The 17,229-nt window shown below is 62.5% G+C and carries 12 protein-coding genes and 1 tRNA gene; 8 read left to right on the plus strand and 5 right to left on the minus strand.

Annotation, left to right across the window (positions count from 1 at the left end):
- Positions 1-119 precede the first annotated feature (119 nt).
- The 5 genes from fixL (at position 120) to folD (ending at position 7,332) form a co-directional block, all read left to right on the plus strand.
- Positions 120-2,636 (plus strand): oxygen sensor histidine kinase FixL, encoded by a 2,517-nt coding sequence (gene fixL / locus PQR40_RS04170; protein ID WP_408210335.1) that lies wholly within the window; start codon positions 120-122, stop codon positions 2,634-2,636.
- Entirely contained in the window at positions 2,633-3,277 is a 645-nt protein-coding gene (fixJ, locus tag PQR40_RS04175; RefSeq protein WP_011488992.1) for an oxygen response regulator transcription factor FixJ, read from the plus strand. Before fixL ends, fixJ begins: the two co-directional genes overlap by 4 nt.
- A 534-nt stretch (positions 3,278-3,811) precedes the next feature.
- A complete protein-coding gene (locus PQR40_RS04180; protein WP_408508479.1) occupies positions 3,812-5,113 on the plus strand; it encodes a DUF3300 domain-containing protein in 1,302 nt (433 codons plus the stop codon).
- A 20-nt stretch (positions 5,114-5,133) separates the two neighbouring features.
- Positions 5,134-6,075: a DUF2950 domain-containing protein gene (locus PQR40_RS04185; protein ID WP_408508480.1), complete on the plus strand. Its 942-nt coding sequence runs from the start codon at positions 5,134-5,136 to the stop codon at positions 6,073-6,075.
- A 396-nt stretch (positions 6,076-6,471) separates the two neighbouring features.
- The gene (folD, locus tag PQR40_RS04190; protein WP_408508481.1) at positions 6,472-7,332 is read left to right on the plus strand and encodes a bifunctional methylenetetrahydrofolate dehydrogenase/methenyltetrahydrofolate cyclohydrolase FolD; all 861 of its coding nucleotides are present in this window, start codon (positions 6,472-6,474) and stop codon (positions 7,330-7,332) included.
- A 66-nt stretch (positions 7,333-7,398) separates the two neighbouring features.
- Here folD and PQR40_RS04195 read toward each other — a convergent pair whose 3' ends face one another.
- Positions 7,399-8,514: an acyltransferase family protein gene (locus PQR40_RS04195; RefSeq protein WP_408508482.1), complete on the minus strand. Its 1,116-nt coding sequence runs from the start codon at positions 8,512-8,514 to the stop codon at positions 7,399-7,401.
- A gap of 318 nt (positions 8,515-8,832) precedes the next feature.
- Between PQR40_RS04195 and PQR40_RS04200 the strand changes: the two genes are divergently transcribed.
- The gene (locus PQR40_RS04200; protein ID WP_408508483.1) at positions 8,833-10,941 is read left to right on the plus strand and encodes a M3 family metallopeptidase; all 2,109 of its coding nucleotides are present in this window, start codon (positions 8,833-8,835) and stop codon (positions 10,939-10,941) included.
- 119 nt (positions 10,942-11,060) lie between these two features.
- Here PQR40_RS04200 and PQR40_RS04205 read toward each other — a convergent pair whose 3' ends face one another.
- Positions 11,061-12,353: an amidohydrolase family protein gene (locus PQR40_RS04205; protein ID WP_408227313.1), complete on the minus strand. Its 1,293-nt coding sequence runs from the start codon at positions 12,351-12,353 to the stop codon at positions 11,061-11,063.
- Between the two features lie 241 nt (positions 12,354-12,594).
- On the opposite strand from PQR40_RS04205, the gene PQR40_RS04210 reads away from it, so the two are divergent.
- On the plus strand, positions 12,595-13,293 hold the full coding sequence (locus tag PQR40_RS04210; protein ID WP_408227316.1) for an aspartate/glutamate racemase family protein: 699 nt from the start codon (positions 12,595-12,597) through the stop codon (positions 13,291-13,293).
- A gap of 95 nt (positions 13,294-13,388) precedes the next feature.
- Here the strand turns inward: PQR40_RS04210 and PQR40_RS04215 are convergent.
- Positions 13,389-13,465, minus strand: a tRNA-Met gene (locus tag PQR40_RS04215).
- Between the two features lie 114 nt (positions 13,466-13,579).
- Positions 13,580-13,867 carry a hypothetical protein gene (locus PQR40_RS04220; RefSeq protein ID WP_325046479.1) on the minus strand — a complete coding sequence of 96 codons (288 nt, stop codon included), beginning with the start codon at positions 13,865-13,867 and terminating at the stop codon, positions 13,580-13,582.
- Between the two features lie 244 nt (positions 13,868-14,111).
- On the opposite strand from PQR40_RS04220, the gene xth reads away from it, so the two are divergent.
- Positions 14,112-14,888, plus strand: coding sequence for an exodeoxyribonuclease III (gene xth, locus PQR40_RS04225; protein WP_408227319.1), 777 nt, complete (start codon positions 14,112-14,114; stop codon positions 14,886-14,888).
- Positions 14,889-14,942: 54 nt separating this feature from the next.
- Here xth and PQR40_RS04230 read toward each other — a convergent pair whose 3' ends face one another.
- Positions 14,943-17,150 carry a prolyl oligopeptidase family serine peptidase gene (locus tag PQR40_RS04230; RefSeq protein WP_408508484.1) on the minus strand — a complete coding sequence of 736 codons (2,208 nt, stop codon included), beginning with the start codon at positions 17,148-17,150 and terminating at the stop codon, positions 14,943-14,945.
- Between the last annotated feature and the right edge of the window lie 79 nt (positions 17,151-17,229).

The following is a 17,229-nucleotide window of genomic DNA, read 5'->3' on the forward strand; positions in this document are numbered from 1 at the left end:
GGCGCAACCTGATTTGACTGTCGATCGACGGATACGTCGGCTAGTTTGCGCCGATTAACGGCACTTTCAGTGCTTTTTTGCGCCATTTGCTAGTGACTCGCTGCGCTACAATGCCACGCATGTTGACCGAACGGCTTTTCGCTCGCTCGGCGCGCACCGCCGGTTCGCCGGCGGATTCGACGCCGTCCTCCCGCTGGCACCACGGACCGTGGTGGTCGAACTCCTATTTGCTTACGCCGCTGTTGTCGATCCTGGTTTTCCTGGTCGTCATGAGCCTGATTTTGTGGAGTCTGAACCGGCGCGAACAGCAGCAGCAGGAAGACACGCTCTACCGTAATGTCGCGTGGGCGCAGCAGCAGATCCGCCTGTCCATGACCGGCGCGCAGGAACAGATTCAGGCCCTCGCCCGCGATCTCGTCGCCGGCCACGCCGATCCGCATTCATTCCAGGTGTCCACCACGGACATCATGCAGGGGCATCCCGAGATCCTCTATATGAACTGGTACACGAGCCAGCAGCAGCCGCGCTGGCCCAATACCGCCTTGCCCGTGTTCGGCCAGCGCCTTGCCAAGCCAAACGACGCCCAGATGGACGATGCCGTCAAAGCCGCGTTCAACGAGGCGCGCAATACGCGCCGCCAGGTGTACTCGCCACTGATCTACGACGACGTCGGCAACGGCTACATTACGTTGCAAACGCCGGTCTATCGCGACCGCGACTTCCTCGGCACGATTGCCGCCGTGTTCTCGGTAGAAGGGATACTGAAGCACGACATTCCGCCCGAATTGTCGGCCAAATACAAAATCTCGATCATCGACGTGAACAATCGCGAGTTGACCACCACGTCGACCCGCCCGCGCCTGCCGCGCGACATGTTCTACGATCTGCCGCTCGACCCGCCAGGCCAGGGCGTCTCGGTACGCGTCTACGCGTTCCCGCAGATGACCAACTTCACCAACAACACACTGGTCTGGCTGGTGGCCGGCCTGTCGTGCTTCGTGTTGTGGAGTCTGTGGAGCTTGTGGAAACACACGCGGCAACGCTTCGAAGCGCAACAGGCGCTTTACGCCGAAGCGTTCTTCCGGCGCGCAATGGAAAACTCGGTGCTGATCGGCATGCGCGTGCTTGACATGCACGGCCGCATCACTCACGTCAATCCGGCGTTTTGCCGCATGACCGGCTGGGACGAAAGCGATCTGGTCGGCAAGAACGCGCCGTTCGCCTACTGGCCACGCGACGCTTACCCAGAGATGCAACGCCAGCTCGATATGACGCTGCGCGGCAAGGCGCCCTCTTCCGGCTTCGAATTGCGGGTGCGCCGCAAGGACGGTTCGCTGTTCCACGCGCGTCTCTATGTGTCGCCGCTGATCGACAGCTCGGGGCGCCAGACCGGCTGGATGTCGTCGATGACCGACATCACCGAACCGAAACGCGCGCGCGAAGAACTCGCCGCTGCACACGAGCGCTTCACGACTGTGCTCGAAAGTCTGGACGCCGCTGTCTCCGTGCTGGCCGCCGACGAAGCCGAACTGCTGTTCGCCAACCGCTACTACCGTCACCTCTTCGGCATTCGCCCGGACGGTCATCTGGAATTGGCAGGCGGCGGGTTCGATAGCGCACAGGCGTCGTCCGATTCGATCGATATGGTGGATACCTACGCGGGCCTGCCCGCCGCCGCCTTGACCGAAAGCACAGCCGATGCGCAGGAAATCTACGTCCAGAGCATCCAGAAATGGTTCGAAGTGCGCCGCCAGTACATTCAGTGGGTGGACGGCCATCTCGCGCAGATGCAGATCGCGACCGACATCACCACCCGCAAGCAGGCTCAGGAACTTTCGCGCCAACAGGACGAGAAACTGCAGTTCACCAGCCGCCTGATGACGATGGGCGAAATGGCCTCATCCCTCGCGCACGAACTGAACCAGCCGCTCGCCGCGATCAATAACTATTGCTCAGGAACCGTAGCACTGGTTAAATCCGGTCGGACGACGCCTGACAATCTTCTGCCCGTGCTCGAGAAAACCGCCCAACAGGCGGTACGAGCCGGCATGATCATCAAGCGCATTCGCGAATTCGTGAAACGCAGCGAGCCGAAACGCCAGGCCACGCGCGTGGCCGATATCGTGGCCGACGCCGTGGGTCTCGCCGAACTCGAAGCGCGCAAGCGCAAGATTCGCATCGTGACCGATCTGCGCTCGCGCCTGCCGGTGATCTATGTCGACCCGGTGCTGATCGAGCAGGTGCTGGTGAACCTGCTGAAGAACGGTGCCGAAGCGATGCACGATGCGCGCCCGAATGCCGTCGACCCCGTGATTCGCGTGGTCGTCCGGCTGGAAGGCGGGTTTGTCTGCATCAGTGTTGTCGACCAGGGACCGGGCGTCGACGAAGCGACAGCCGAGCGGCTGTTCGAACCGTTTTACAGCACCAAGTCCGATGGTATGGGCATGGGGCTGAACATTTGCCGTTCGATTATCGAATCGCACCGCGGCCGTCTGTGGGTGGTCAACAACGTCGAATCTGACGGCCACATCACAGGCGCCACGTTCCATTGCAGTCTGCCTATTGGAGAGCCCGACGGCCCGAGCAACGGCGGGTCAGAGGCGCCGACACCACAAACCGTTACGGGAGAGCTATGAACAGCCCAGTCACCACACAGGAAACTGTCTTTGTCGTCGACGACGATGAGGCCGTACGAGATTCGCTGCGCTGGCTGCTGGAGGCGAACGGCTACCGCGTGCAATGCTTCTCCAGCGCCGAGCAGTTCATCGACGCATGGCAGCCGCATACGCATCCGGGCCAGATTGCTTGTCTGATTCTCGATGTGCGGATGTCCGGAATGAGCGGGCTCGAGTTGCAGGAACGCCTGATCGCCGACAACGCCTCGCTGCCGATCATCTTCGTGACGGGTCACGGCGATGTGCCGATGGCCGTGTCGACGATGAAAAAAGGCGCCATGGACTTCATCGAAAAACCATTCGACGAAGCCGAACTGCGCAAGCTTGTCGAGCGCATGCTCGACAAGGCGCGCAGCGAAAGCACCAGCGTGCAGCAACAGCGCGCCGCTGCGGAGCGCCTGGGCAAGCTGACCGCGCGTGAGCATCAGGTGCTTGAGCGCATTATTGCCGGCCGCCTGAACAAGCAGATCGCCGACGACCTCGGCATCAGCATCAAGACGGTTGAAGCGCACCGCGCGAACATCATGGAAAAGCTCAACGTCAACACGGTCGCCGATCTGCTGCGCCTCGCGTTGTCGAACAAGCCGCAACCGGCGCAATAAACCGATAAACATAGCGACCGCGGCACAGGCCGGGGTCGTGACTGTGTGCGGTGTCAACGGCCGGGCTGTCGAACAGTCCGGCCTGCCTCATCTACTTCTCCTCTTTTCCCCCGCTTCGCAACAACGACGGGCGGCATGGCTCAACACGCCCGCATCCGCATCCACGTTCGCATCCGTTAATCATTACGCATTACTCAGCATGCGCTTACGTCGCGCGGCAATAATTTCTTTCCTCCGGCAAGATTGACAAGCTTCGCTGCGCCCCTTAATTTACACAGAACTCCTCAACAGGAACCGTTGATGCCCGATGAAACGCATGACAGGTGTGCTGCCGTTGTCGTGTGTGCGTCGCAAGGCGATGCAAAGCAGTTACCGTGGTTCAACCGCATTGCTGAGGGATCTGTTCTATCGAACGGCTCAAGCAAAACTGAGCCGGCCTTTACTCGCTTCCTTCTCCATTCCTTTGCGCCGAAGCAACGCAGCATGCGCTGCGCATTGACTTCGCGCGTCTAACGCAACCGGGAGGATTTCATCGTGAAACGATCCGGAACACACCGTTCGCGTGTGTTGCTTGTTTGCGCCGCACTTGCGGGCGCGCCACTCTTCGCCGGTCTGACCATGCCAGGCGCGGTCTATGCGCAAAGTGCCGCGAAGATGTCGACCCAGCAACTCGATTCGCTGACTGCACCCATCGCGCTCTATCCCGATGCCCTGCTCGCGCAGGTGCTGATGGCCGCCACTTTCCCTCAAGACGTGCAGGCTGCAGCCGCATGGTCGAAAGCGAACTCGAAGCTGCAAGGCGACGACGCCGTGAAGGCAGTCGCATCCGAACCGTGGGATCCCAGCGTGCAATCGCTGGTTGCCTTCCCGCAGGTCCTCGCGACGATGGCGTCGAAACCCGACTGGGTCTCGCAACTCGGCACCGCCTTTCTCGGTCAGTCGAACGACGTGATGGACTCCGTGCAGCGCTTGCGCAAACAGGCGCAAGCGGCAGGCAATCTGAAGACGAGCTCACAACAGAAAGTCGTGGTCGAGCAAAGCACGATTCAGATCGTGCCGGCCAATCCGCAAGTGGTGTACGTGCCGACGTACAACCCGACTGTCGTCTACGGCACATGGCCCTATCCCGCCTACCCGCCCGTGTATGTCCCGCCGCCGCCCGGTTATGCAATCGCGTCCGGTTTGGCTGCAGGCCTTGCGTTCGGCGCCGGCGTCGCCGTTGCCAATTCGCTGTGGGGCGGCTTCAACTGGAACACGCACGACGTCAACATCAACGTGAACCGGTACAACAACATCAATGTGAACAACCGGCTCAACGTGAACAGCAGCACGACGAACTGGAACCGCAACACCAACGTTAATCGCAACGTCAACAATGCGAATCTCAACCGCAACGTCAACAACAACCTCGGCGGTGCGCAACGCGATGCCTACCGCGGCCGTGACGACGCCGCCCGCGCCCAGGCGCAGCAGACCTTGCAGAATCGTACCGGCCAGAATCTGAGTGGCAACGCGAGCCAGCGCGTGCAGGGGATTCACCAGGGCGGCACCGCGAACACCGATCTGCAAAACCGCGCGCAGAACGCCAATCGCGATAACGCGTTGCGCGGCGCCGGCGACGGCAACAGCGCGCGGCAGGACACGCAGCGTGGCGAGGCGAGCCGCAACGCAGCCGCGAACCGTTCCGGCAGCGGTGGCTTCGGCGCCAACGGTGGCGGCCAGCAACGCACGGGCGGCGGTCTCGGTGCAAACGGCGGCGGCATCCAGCGCGGCGGTGGTGGCGGCCGACTGGGCGGTGGCGGCGGTGGTGAGCGCCACCTCGGCCGCAACCGTTGAACGATCAAGAGGAGTCTCTGATGATTCGCTTATTTCCACGGGGCGCCTTACGCGTCCGCGCACTGACATTCGCCCTCGCCCTTGGCACGACGGGTACCCTGCTGGTGGCGCCGGTACTGCTGCTCGGCACGACCGCCGCACACGCGCAGGCGGTCTATCCGAGTGCCGACGACGCCGCCAGTGCGTTCGTCGACGCGTTGGCCCGCAACGACGAAAATGCGCTCAAGCACGTGCTCGGCAACGATTTTCATCGCTTCATTCCTTCCGAAGGAATCGGCGAAGACGACATCTACCAGTTCCTCGGCGCATGGTCGAAAGGACATCAGATCGTCGAAGACCCTGTGAAGAGCAAGGGCCGCGCAACCGCGCATCTGGCGGTCGGCGACAGTGGCTGGACCTTGCCGATCCCGCTCGCGCAGGCCGCGCATGGCTGGCGCTTCGATCCACCCGCCGCGCAGGACGAGATGCTGACACGTCGCATCGGCCGCAACGAACACGCAGCGATCCTGACCTCGCTCGCCTATCTCGACGCGCAAAACGACTATCACAACCTGACCCAGCACTACGCACAGCGCTTCGTCAGTACGCAGGGCCAGCATGACGGGCTGTATTGGACAACGGCGCCCGGCGAAACGGAAAGCCCGCTCGGACCGCTCGCCGCCACCATGCCCAACGGCACGCTGCCGAAAGAGGCTTACCACGGCTATCACTACCGGATCCTGACGGCGCAGGGTTCGCACGCAAAGGGTGGCGCACAGAACTACGTGGAGAACGGCGAGATGACCAAAGGGTTCGGTCTGATCGCCTCGCCGGCCGAATACGGCAAGACCGGCGTGATGAGCTTTATCGTCAATCAGGATGGTCAGGTCTATCAGAAGAACCTCGGGCCGCAGAGCGCGCGCGCCGCGGCGGCCATTAAGTCGTTCGACCCGGACGATAGCTGGCAGCCGGTGCAACAGTAAAGCGGCGGGAGTCGCTCGACGGCCGCGGCGGCGCACAAGCCGCCCGCGGCCGATCTGTTTTTAGATCTGTGCCGGTGTCCAACACCGGTATTCATGGCGACGTCCGCGCGACACGCACGCCTGCCGACCACACCAGGCAGCCGCCGCGAGCGCGGATCCGCCCCCGAAGGCATCGCGAATCCGCAACGCTCCCACGCGCCTGGAATCCGTACGTGGTGCGTCATGCCGGGCCGGTATAATGTCGGACTTTGCAGCGCCGCTTATCCCTGATTCGCTCCGCGCGCTTTTCATGTGCCGACCCGTTTTCGGTGAAAAGCGCCATCGCACGTGCCGCACATGCCATATATGCGCGCCTGCGCCCTGCTCCGCTTTCCAAACTGCCCATCTCGACCGACCATGACTGCCAAACTGATCGACGGCCTAGCCCTTTCCAAGACCCTGCGCGCCGACGTCGCCACGCGCGCCGCCGCCCTCACCGCCCGTGGACATCAGCCGGGCCTCGCCGTGGTGCTGGTCGGCGACAATCCGGCCAGCGAAGTCTATGTGCGCAATAAGGTCAAAGCGTGCAATGACAACGGCCTCGGTTCGTCGTTCGATCGCTATCCGGCCGATCTGCCGGAAGCCGAACTGCTGGCTCGCATCGACGAACTGAACCGCGATCCGCGCATCCACGGCATTCTGGTGCAACTGCCGCTGCCGCCGCATATCGACAGCCACAAGGTGATCGAGGCCATCGCGCCGGAAAAGGACGTCGACGGCTTTCACGTTGCCAATGCCGGTGCGCTGATGACCGGCCGGCCGCTGTTCCGTCCGTGCACGCCATACGGCGTGATGAAGATGCTGGCGGCCTACGAGATTCCGCTGCAAGGCGCGAATGCCGTGGTGATCGGCCGCTCGAACATCGTGGGCAAGCCGATGGCGCTGCTGCTGCTCGAAGCCGGCGCAACCGTCACGATCTGCCATAGCAAGACGCGCGATCTGGCCGCTCATACGCGTAACGCCGACGTGGTGGTCGCCGCCACCGGCCTGCGCAACATTCTCACGGTGGACATGGTGAAGCCGGGCGCTGCCGTGATCGACGTCGGCATGAATCGCGACGAAGCCGGCAAACTGTGCGGCGATGTCGATTTCGCGGGCGTCAAGGAAGTGGCGGGCTATATCACGCCGGTGCCGGGCGGCGTCGGCCCCATGACCATCACGATGCTGCTCGTCAACACGATCGAAGCAGCCGAGCGCGAAGCGGCGGCACAGGCATAAATCCGCAACGGCGGCTCGCGTAAAGAGCCGACTCCGGTCGCTCCACGTTGACGGCGAATCCCGCCCTCAACGTGCGGCCTGATCCCCTGCCGCGATGCCCGCGCCATGCGGCGTCTGTCGACGCGCAAGGCGCCCGCGGCACCATTTCAGCACCGGTCGCTCCACGAAGTGCCACGACAGCGCCGCGCATAGCAGGATGAACGGCGCGGCGATCAGCACCGCCGTCACATGGCTCAACTGCGGCGCGATATTCGCGACGCATTGCTGCACCATGAAACCGTACAGATAAATCCCATACGAGTAATCGTGGCGCGGCACGAAGCGCCGCAAAAGCGGCGTTGAACCCATCCACAGCACGCCGTATGCAAAAGCCAGATAGAACAGCGGTTGAGCACCGGCCGTGTCGCGGAACACCAGAAACACCATCGCCAGCGCGAGAGCCGTCAGACCGTTGATGTCGATCCGTTCGCGCCAGCCGTACAGCAGCATCCCTAGCATGAAAAACGGCTCCGGCCAGAACGAATAGCCGCCAGGCGTTTCGCTGAAGTCGCGCAGCCCGATTTGCAGATGCGGCAGATGCACGCGCAGAACGAACGCGGCGCATCCGAGCGCCACCGCCAGCACGATGCCGCGCGCGCTGGACAACAGCCCCAGCATGCCGGTCACCATCACGATCAGATAGCAGCGCACTTCGAGCGGCAGCGTCCACAGCGGCGCGCAGACGTCGACCGGAAAGCGGTTGTGCTCGAATACGCCAGGCAGCGCCCAGCCGATTTTCAGTACGATGGTGGAGAAGTTGTCGAGGTTGCCCCACGTCATGCCAGAGGCGAAATAGTCGCGCAGCGGCAGTGTCGTGAACAGCGGCCCGAGGATGAACACGGTCACCAGCGAGCCCCCAGCCACCGCCGGCCACAGGCGCGCGATGCGCAACGCGGCAAAACGCGGCACCGAACGTTGCCGGTCGAAACTGGCGGTCACCAGCATGCCGCTCAGCAAAAAAAACGCGTAGACGCCAAGCGCGCCGAAACCGTCGAAGCCAAGCGCGTTCTGGACCCAATCCGTCGCGCCGTCGGGTGCTTGCAGCAGATACGAATGGCCATACACCACGGCAACGGCGGCCAAGAGCCGCACGAGGTCGAAATTGTTGCCCTTGCGCGATAAAGCGTGCGAAAGCGGGTTCATCGATACCTCTTACAGAAAGCGTCGCTGACCGGTAGCGACACGTCAGAATGCGGCATGGCAACAATTCGAACCGTTCGCTTTCGCACAGAGCGCAGCGGCATGGCGGGCGCGGCATGGTGGCGCATTCCCGCCGCCCGAACCGCGTACGCCATGCGCTCTGCGCGCACAGGCGCGCGACATCTGATAATTTGTCTGCCGACGGATTGGAATCGGCGCGCCCTGCCCCAATAATGTCCATATGGAGTGTTATCGGGGCGCCATCGCGCGCGCCCGTCGATGCACCGATTACCCGTTCACCCGCGTCAGACAGGAAGCCTTATGTCCACTACCCCCTCGAATCAAGACAATCCGCTCCTCGATTTCTCCGACCTGCCGCGCTTTGGCGAGATCCGCCCCGAACACGTCACCCCCGCCCTCGATGTCCTGCTCGCCGATGCCGCCGCCGCCGCCAAGCGCGCCGCCCAACCCATTACGCCCGCTTCGTGGTCCGACGTGGTCGAGCCGGTCGAGCGCGCCACCGAACCGCTGTCGCGCGCCTGGAGCGTGGTGGGCCATCTGAACGCCGTGGCGGATACGCCGGAACTGCGCGCCGTGTATGGCGAGAATCTACCGCGCGTCACCGAATTCTGGTCGAGCGTCGGCCAGAATCTCGCGCTCTATGAGAAGTACAAGACGCTTCACGCCAGCAGCGATTTTTCGTCGCTGACCGGCGAGCGCAAGAAGATTCTCGGCAATGCGCTGCGCGATTTCCGACTGTCAGGCGCGGAATTGCCGGAAGACCAGAAACCCCATTTCGCCGAATTGCAGGAACGCCAGGCGGGATTGTCCAAAGCGTTTTCGGATCACGTGCTCGATGCGACGAACGCGTATGCGTATGTTGTCGAGGCCGGCGATGAAGCACAACTGGCCGGCCTGCCTGAGGACGTGATCGAAGCCGCGAAGGAAGCGGCCGAACGCGAAGGCAAGACCGGCTACAAGTTCACGCTGCACTTTCCCTCGTATTTCCCGGTGATGCAGTACTCGGAAAATCGCGCGATGCGCGAAACGATGTACCGCGCGTATGTAACGCGCGCCTCCGAACTCGGGCCGCAATACGGCGGCGGCAAGCCCGAGTGGGACAACACTCAGGTGCTCGCCGATCAGTTGAAGCTGCGCGCGGAAGAAGCGCACATGCTCGGCTACAACAACTTCGCCGAAGTCTCGCTCGCACCGAAGATGGCCGAGTCGCCGGCACAAGTGATGAGCTTCCTCGAAGACCTCGCCACGCGCGCGCGTCCGCACGCCGAACAGGACTGGAAGGAGCTGCGCGAATTTGCCGCGAACGAACTCGGCATGACCGACCTGCAGCCATGGGACATGACGTTTGCCGCTGAACGTTTGCGCCAGAACCGCTATTCGTTCTCCGAGAACGAAGTCAAACAGTACTTCCCGGAAGACGTCGTGTTCAAGGGGCTCTTCAAGGTCACCGAAACGCTGTTCGGCGTGCGCATCCGTCGCGATGAAGCGGCCGTGTGGCATCCGGACGTGCGCTTTTTCCGCGTCGAGAATCAGGACGGCGGCCTCGTCGCCCAGTTCTATCTCGACCTGTATGCACGCGAAGGCAAACGCGGCGGCGCCTGGATGGACGATGCGCGCGGCCGTCACAAACATACGCACGGCAGTGTGCAAACGCCGGTCGCGTATCTGACCTGCAACTTCTCGGCGCCGGTGGGTGGCAAACCCGCCTGCTTCACGCATGATGAAGTGATCACGCTATTCCACGAGTTCGGTCACGGGCTGCATCACATGCTGACGCGTGTCGACGAACTGGGCGTGTCGGGCATCAACGGTGTCGAGTGGGACGCGGTTGAATTGCCGTCGCAATTCATGGAGAACTTCTGCTGGGAGTGGGACGTGTTGAGCGACATGACCTCGCACGTCGACACCGCCAGGCCATTGCCGCGTGATCTGTTCGACAAGATGCTCGCCGCGAAGAATTTCCAGAGCGGTCTCGGCACGTTGCGCCAGATCGTCTTCTCGATGTTCGACATGCAACTGCACACCGATTTCGATGCGTCCGGCACAAAGAACGCGACCGAACTCGCGAGCGAGATCAACGAGCGCTTCCATGTGATTCCGCAAGCTTCGTTCTCGCGTTGGCCGAATACGTTCAGCCATATTTTCGCGGGCGGTTATGCGGCAGGTTACTACAGCTACAAGTGGGCTGAAGTGCTGTCCGCCGATGCGTATGCCGCGTTCGAAGAAGCTGCACAAGCCGCGAGCGGCAGCGTGCTCGATCAGGCGACCGGCATGCGTTATCGCAAGGAGATTCTGGAAGTGGGCGGCAGCCGTCCCGCGATGGAATCGTTCAAGGCATTCCGCGGCCGCGAGCCGAATATCGATGCGCTGCTGCGCCACAATGGCATGACGCCTGCCGCCGCGCATTGATCTTGCGTTGAAGCATCAGTTGGCGTTGCAGGTCACGCCAGCGTCGATAAAAAACCGGTGACTTGCGTGAGCAAGCACCGGTTTTTTCCATTTACGCGTCAGTACGCTGCGCGCGCCGGCTAACCGCGATGCAGTTTGAAATCCACCTGCGCAGGACGCCCCTCCAGCGACAACGCCGCACGCGCAGCAGGCGCGCGGCTCACCACCTTGCCGCGACTGACCACCGCGAGCCGTGCGGCGCGCAAGCGAATTGCCTCGACCGGATCGCGCGCGTCGAGCAGCACGAGGTTGGCGGCGCTTCCCGGCGCGATGCCATAGCCCTCCAGACCGAGAATACGCGCGGCGTTCACCGTGACCGCGTCGAAACAGGCATGCATACCGTCGACGCCCGTCATCTGCGCAACATGCAAACCCATGTGCGCGACTTCGAGCATGTCGCCCGAGCCAAGGCTGTACCACGGGTCCATCACACAGTCGTGGCCGAACGCGACATTGATGCCCGCGGCCATCATCTCCGGCACGCGCGTCATGCCACGCCGTTTCGGATACGTGTCGCTGCGGCCTTGCAGCGTGATGTTGATCAGCGGATTGGCGATCGCGGCGACACCCGACTCGCGCATCAGCGGCAAGAGCTTGCTGACGTAGTAGTTGTCCATCGAATGCATCGAGGTGAGATGCGAACCGGTGACGCGCCCATGCAAGCCCAGCCGGTGCGTTTCGGCAGCGAGCGTTTCGATATGGCGCGACATCGGATCGTCCGATTCGTCGCAATGCATATCGACGCGCAAGCCCTGCTCCGCCGCGAACTCGCACAACATGCGCACGGACAGCGCGCCATCGGCCATCGTGCGCTCGAAATGCGGAATCCCGCCGACCACGTCGACGCCCATCGCAATCGCACGCTTGAGATTCTCGAATGCGCCTGCGCTGCGCAAAACGCCGTCCTGCGGAAACGCAACCAGTTGCAGGTCGAGATACGGTGCGACGCGGCGCTTCACTTCGACCAGCGCCTCGACCGCGAGCAAGCGCGGATCGCACACATCCACGTGGCTGCGAATCGCCAGCAGTCCGCGCGCGACAGCCCAGTCGCAGTAATGCAACGCACGCTCGACCAGGGCTTCCTGCGTGAGGTCCGGCTTCAGTTCGCCCCACAGCGCGATGCCTTCCAGCAAGGTGCCCGACGCGTTCACGCGCGGCAGACCATACGATAGCGTCGCGTCCATGTGGAAATGCGGATCGACGAATGGCGGCGTGACGAGCGAACCGGCGGCGTCGATTTCTTCGCGCGCGCTCGCGGCCAGATTCGGTTCGACGGCGACGATGCGCCCCGCTTCGATGCCGATGTCGACCGGCTGCTTTTGCTGCGGCGCGGCGCTCGGCGGCAGCATCGCGTGGCGGATGATCAGATCCATGGTTCGCTCCTGTTGACCGCTCTTTGAATGATGATGATTCTATCGGCGTCAGAAAGTGCGTGCCGCGTTTTAACAGGATGCCGTACCGGTGGGCAGAGGGGAATCCGTACCGGCTGCGGGCAACGGCGCGCGCCTATACTCGACCTTCCACATGTTCGACGCCTGGGCGTTCCGCACTGACGTTGGCATCCTCCTTCGGCGCACAACGGGTGCCTGCCTCATCCACCAACGGAGCAAGACCATGAAAACCATCGGCGTGATCGGCGGGATGAGCTGGGAGTCGTCCACGGAGTACTACAAGCTCCTGAACCGGCACGCCAAGGCGCGTCTGGGCGGCCATCACAATGCGCGCAGCCTGATGCTGACGGTCGACTTCGCGCCGATCGAGGCCAACCAGCGCGCCGGCGACTGGACCGCGCTCGGCAAACAGCTGGCCGATGCCGCACGCCAACTCGAACGCGGCGGCGCCGACCTGGTGATACTGGCGACCAACACGATGCACCGCGTCTATGAATCGATTGAACAGGCGATCGACGTGCCCTTCCTGCACATCGCCGATCCGACCGGCAACGCGCTGCACGCCGCGGGAATCGAACGGGTGGGCTTGCTGGGTACACGCTATACGATGGAGCAGACGTTCTACACGGGACGCTTACGCGAGCGCTACGCCCTCGAGACACTGATTCCCGACGAAGCCGAACGCGCGGATGTGCACCGCATCATCTACGACGAGCTGTGCCACGGCAAAGTGAATGACGCCTCGCGTGCGGTGTATCAACGTGTGATCGAAGGGCTCGCTGCCCGTGGTGCGCAGGCAGTGATTCTCGGCTGCACGGAAATCACCTTGCTGATCAAGCCGGAGGATTCGGCGTTACCCGTGTTCGACACGACTGCATTGCATGCGCAAGCGGCAGTGGAATGGGCGATCGAGTCGGACTGAATGCAAGCGCGTCATGCATGTATGAGGCGCGCTTGAGGAGACGCGGAAAGTTAAAAAGCCCGCGTAGCTTGCGCTAGCGGGCTTTCAACAATACTTGGTTGCGGGGGTAGGATTTGAACCTACGACCTTCGGGTTATGAGCCCGACGAGCTGCCAGACTGCTCCACCCCGCGTCAGAGAAAAAGATTATAGCGGGCTGTCAGCAAGACGTCAAACAATCGGATGAAATAGTTTCAAACGAGGCGCGCCGCGCGTGTCCACGCTCATGCAGCATGTGAGCGTGCAACTCAAAGATCTTCGACCGTAGCGCCTTCTACTTTGCCGTCGATGATGTCCGCGCCGTACTGGCTCGCGCTTCGTTTCGCGACGCCGAAATCGGAGAACGTGGCCGGCAGCACGAGACGAAATACGCGGCTTGCCTTCGAGCCGCCGATCGCACCCGGCCGGCAGACGCGTACCGCAACGTCGTACCCTTCGGCATGACGCTTGTGACCGTCGAACTTGTCGAACTCCCGCGAAAACACCAGCGGATGCACTTCGAAGTCCTTATAAAGGGCTGGATAAAGTTGGGCCATGGTGCATCCTTGATGCGTGTAAATGTGATCCCACTATACGCTGCGGCATGAAGGGATCGGGCTTTTATTTTTCACGGCCGCCGAGGCAATTTTCACCGTCGCCCGTCTCGCGCGATAAGATGCGGGACTATCGGAATTAACCCGATCCTGACAATCCGATTTTGGGTCGCCAGACGGGTAGATAAAGCAAAGACGCGGGGTCAGCGCCCCACCAAGCCTTGCTCAGCAAGAATGTGAGAACTTCATGAAAATCGCCACCTGGAACGTTAACTCCCTCAAAGTTCGCTTGCAGCATGTCATCGATTGGCTCGAAACGAGCCATACGGATGTGCTGTGCCTGCAGGAACTGAAGCTGACCGACGACAAGTTCCCCCGCGCCGAACTCGAAGAAAAAGGCTACAGGAGCTGGTTCGCGGGCCAGAAGACCTATAACGGCGTCGGCATCCTGGTGCGCGAAGGCCTGAACGTCGACGAAAGCACTATCGTGCGCAATATCCCCGGCTTCGAAGACCCGCAGCAACGGGTGATCGCCGCGACCGTCGAAGGCGTGCGCATCATCTCCGCGTACTTCCCGAACGGCCAGGCGCCGGGCACCGACAAATTCGCCTACAAGCTGCGCTGGCTCGCCGCACTGCACGACTGGATCGCGAGCGAAATGGTGCTGTATCCGAAACTCGCGCTGCTCGGCGACTACAACATCGCGCCGGAAGATCGCGACGTACACGATCCGAAAGCATGGGAAGGCCAGAATCTTGTGTCGCCCGAAGAGCGTACCGAATTCGTGCGACTGATTGAACTCGGTCTTGTCGATGCGTTTCGCAAGTTTGAGCAACCGGAGAAGATCTACTCGTGGTGGGACTACCGGATGATGGCGTTCCGCCGCAATGCGGGGCTGCGCATCGACCATATTCTGCTGTCGAAAGAGCTTGCTGAAGCGTGCTCGTCCTGCGATGTGGACAAAGTGCCGCGCAAGTTGGAGCAGCCGTCTGACCATGCACCGGTCGTCGCACAGATCGACTGAACGCGCCGCAAGCGAGGCCTCACGCTGGACGACAGTCCGCCTGTTTCAAAAGGCCTACGCCGCCCCGTTCAAACAGCGCCACAGAAATTCGAACACCATCGCGTCATGCTCGGCCTGCTCCAGTTCATCGGAGCCGCCGTGACCCCCTTCCGTGTTCTCGCGATACCAGACCCTTTCCGCGCCCAGCGCCTGCATGCGCGCCGCCATCTTGCGCGCGTGTCCGGGATGCACGCGGTCGTCGGCCGTCGACGTGGTGAACAGTACGGGCGGATACGCCACGTCCGCGCTCACGCGGTGATAAGGCGAGTAAGCGGCCAGCACGCGCGCTTCGTCGGGTTCGTCCGGATCGCCGTATTCATCGATCCATGACGCGCCCGCGTGCAGCAGGTGATAGCGGCTCATGTCGAGCAACGGCACCTCGCACACCACAGCGCCGAACAACTCGGGCCGCTGCACCATGCACGCCGCGACCAGCAGGCCGCCATTGCTGCCGCCCTGAATGCCGAGTTGCGCCGCGCTGGTCACGCCCGTGCTGATGAGCGCCTCGGCCACCGCGATGAAATCGTCGAACGAGCGCTGTCGATGCTCGCCCTGCGCCGCCGTATGCCACGCTGTGCCGAACTCGCCGCCACCGCGAATATGCGCCACCGCATACACGCCGCCCCGCTCCAGCCAGCCGATGCCCTGCCCGGTCAGATAACCCGGCAGCAACGGAATCGCGAAGCCACCGTAACCGTTGAGCAGGCATGGGCGTGCTTGCTCGTGTGTCTGCTCGTGTGTTTGTCCATGCGTTTGCTCGCGCGTCTGCTGCACAGGCTGCGCCGTCTGCCCTTGCCCGGTGTGCTGTGCAACTCGCGGTCCGATCACGGTATACGGCACTCGCGTGCCGTCCGCGGACACCGCGTGCCCACGCGTCACGGCGAACGGCGTCGCATCGAACTGAGTCGGCCAGCGGTCCAGCAACTCCCAGTCGGTCAGGTCGTCCCGGGCAAGATCGGTGAGCCAGTACGCAGGCGGCTGCAGATAATCGTCGGTATCGACGAATACTTCGTCGTTCAGCGTCGGCTCGACCGGTGAGACGTCAGCCTGCACGTCGTCATGCGATGGAAAGAGGCGTCGATGCCAGTGCCAGGTTTGATCGGCCGCTTGCGACGGGATCCACAGCGCGGTCCTGCTCTGCACATCTTCCAGGTACGACACGATCAGGTAATTGCGCGTGTGCGCCCACTCGCAGACGGAGGTTTGCGATGTCGGCGTGAAAAGCGGCACCACGTCACGCTCGCCGTGCAAGAATGCCGCTTCGCGGATCGCCAGCAACGAACCGCCCGGATAGCGCACACCATTGCAGTCCCAATCGAGGCGCGGCTCGAGCAGCAGCCAACCCTGCCAGCCGCCGACCGCGACGTGCGAAGGCACGTCGTATTGCTTCCAGGCATTGACAATATCAGCACGATTGGCCGCACCAGCACCATCTGCAGTGCCATCGGCGCTATCGAGGTAGTACGTCTGCGAATCGAAGAAATCGACACTGCTCACCACGGCATGCCGCTGCTCGATCGGATCGTAGTGTGCCTCCACGCCGATGTCGCCGAATGCCCCCTTGAAGACCACCGGCGCGTCGGCCAGCGCACTGCCCCGCGTCCAGCGCCGCACTTCGCGCGGATAGCCGGAGCGCGTCAACGTCTTGCGCCCGTTGTCCCAGCCGACATAGAGCGTATCCCGATCGATCCACGAAGCCGTGTGCTTGCCGGCCTTCGCGATCACGAAACCGTCGTCGACAAAACATTGCGCGTCGATGTCGAACTCGCGCACCACGAGCGCATCCGAGCCACCCGGCGACAGCGTGATCAATGCGCGATCGCCGTCCGGATAAAGAATGTCGAGTTCGGCGCAGACCCATGGCGTGCCTTCGGCTGCACCGAGCGCGTCGAAATCGAGCAGGTTCTGCCAGACCGGCGCGCCACTGCGCCAGGCTGCCCACGTCGTACGCCGCCAGATGCCTTTGGGATTGCGTTCGTCCTGCCACAAATCGTAGGCCCAGTCCTTCCAGCGATCGGGAATAACCGGACGCTCACGCGGCAGATAAGCGTCGGTAAGCCGCTGTTTGAGCGACTCAAATTCCGCGCTGCGGCACCAAGCCGCGCGCGTGCGGTCGTTCTGCGCTTCGACCCACGCGAGCGCGTCAGGGTCGTCGAGTGCCTCGAGCGACAGAAAGGTATCGGGGGAAAGCGGCCAGGAGAAAGTAGCGGGAGAAGCGGGCATCGTCAGCTGTCGAATGAAAACAGCGTTGATTATGCCTTGCGTGAGCCCGAAGGCCTTTGATGCCACGCGCCGGAACAGC

This window comes from Paraburkholderia sediminicola (assembly GCF_046026855.1).
GTDB lineage: Bacteria > Pseudomonadota > Gammaproteobacteria > Burkholderiales > Burkholderiaceae > Paraburkholderia > Paraburkholderia sediminicola_A.

What these genes read in the sequence shown, in the direction of transcription:
- fixL (WP_408210335.1), top strand. Translation starts at nt 120, where the DNA reads ATGTTGACCGAACGGCTTTTCGCTCGCTCGGCGCGCACCGCCGGTTCG.
- fixJ (WP_011488992.1), top strand. Translation starts at nt 2,633, where the DNA reads ATGAACAGCCCAGTCACCACACAGGAAACTGTCTTTGTCGTCGACGAC.
- PQR40_RS04185 (WP_408508480.1), top strand. Translation starts at nt 5,134, where the DNA reads ATGATTCGCTTATTTCCACGGGGCGCCTTACGCGTCCGCGCACTGACA.
- folD (WP_408508481.1), top strand. Translation starts at nt 6,472, where the DNA reads ATGACTGCCAAACTGATCGACGGCCTAGCCCTTTCCAAGACCCTGCGC.
- PQR40_RS04195 (WP_408508482.1), bottom strand. Translation starts at nt 8,514, where the DNA reads ATGAACCCGCTTTCGCACGCTTTATCGCGCAAGGGCAACAATTTCGAC.
- PQR40_RS04200 (WP_408508483.1), top strand. Translation starts at nt 8,833, where the DNA reads ATGTCCACTACCCCCTCGAATCAAGACAATCCGCTCCTCGATTTCTCC.
- PQR40_RS04205 (WP_408227313.1), bottom strand. Translation starts at nt 12,353, where the DNA reads ATGGATCTGATCATCCGCCACGCGATGCTGCCGCCGAGCGCCGCGCCG.
- PQR40_RS04210 (WP_408227316.1), top strand. Translation starts at nt 12,595, where the DNA reads ATGAAAACCATCGGCGTGATCGGCGGGATGAGCTGGGAGTCGTCCACG.
- PQR40_RS04220 (WP_325046479.1), bottom strand. Translation starts at nt 13,867, where the DNA reads ATGGCCCAACTTTATCCAGCCCTTTATAAGGACTTCGAAGTGCATCCG.
- xth (WP_408227319.1), top strand. Translation starts at nt 14,112, where the DNA reads ATGAAAATCGCCACCTGGAACGTTAACTCCCTCAAAGTTCGCTTGCAG.
- PQR40_RS04230 (WP_408508484.1), bottom strand. Translation starts at nt 17,150, where the DNA reads ATGCCCGCTTCTCCCGCTACTTTCTCCTGGCCGCTTTCCCCCGATACC.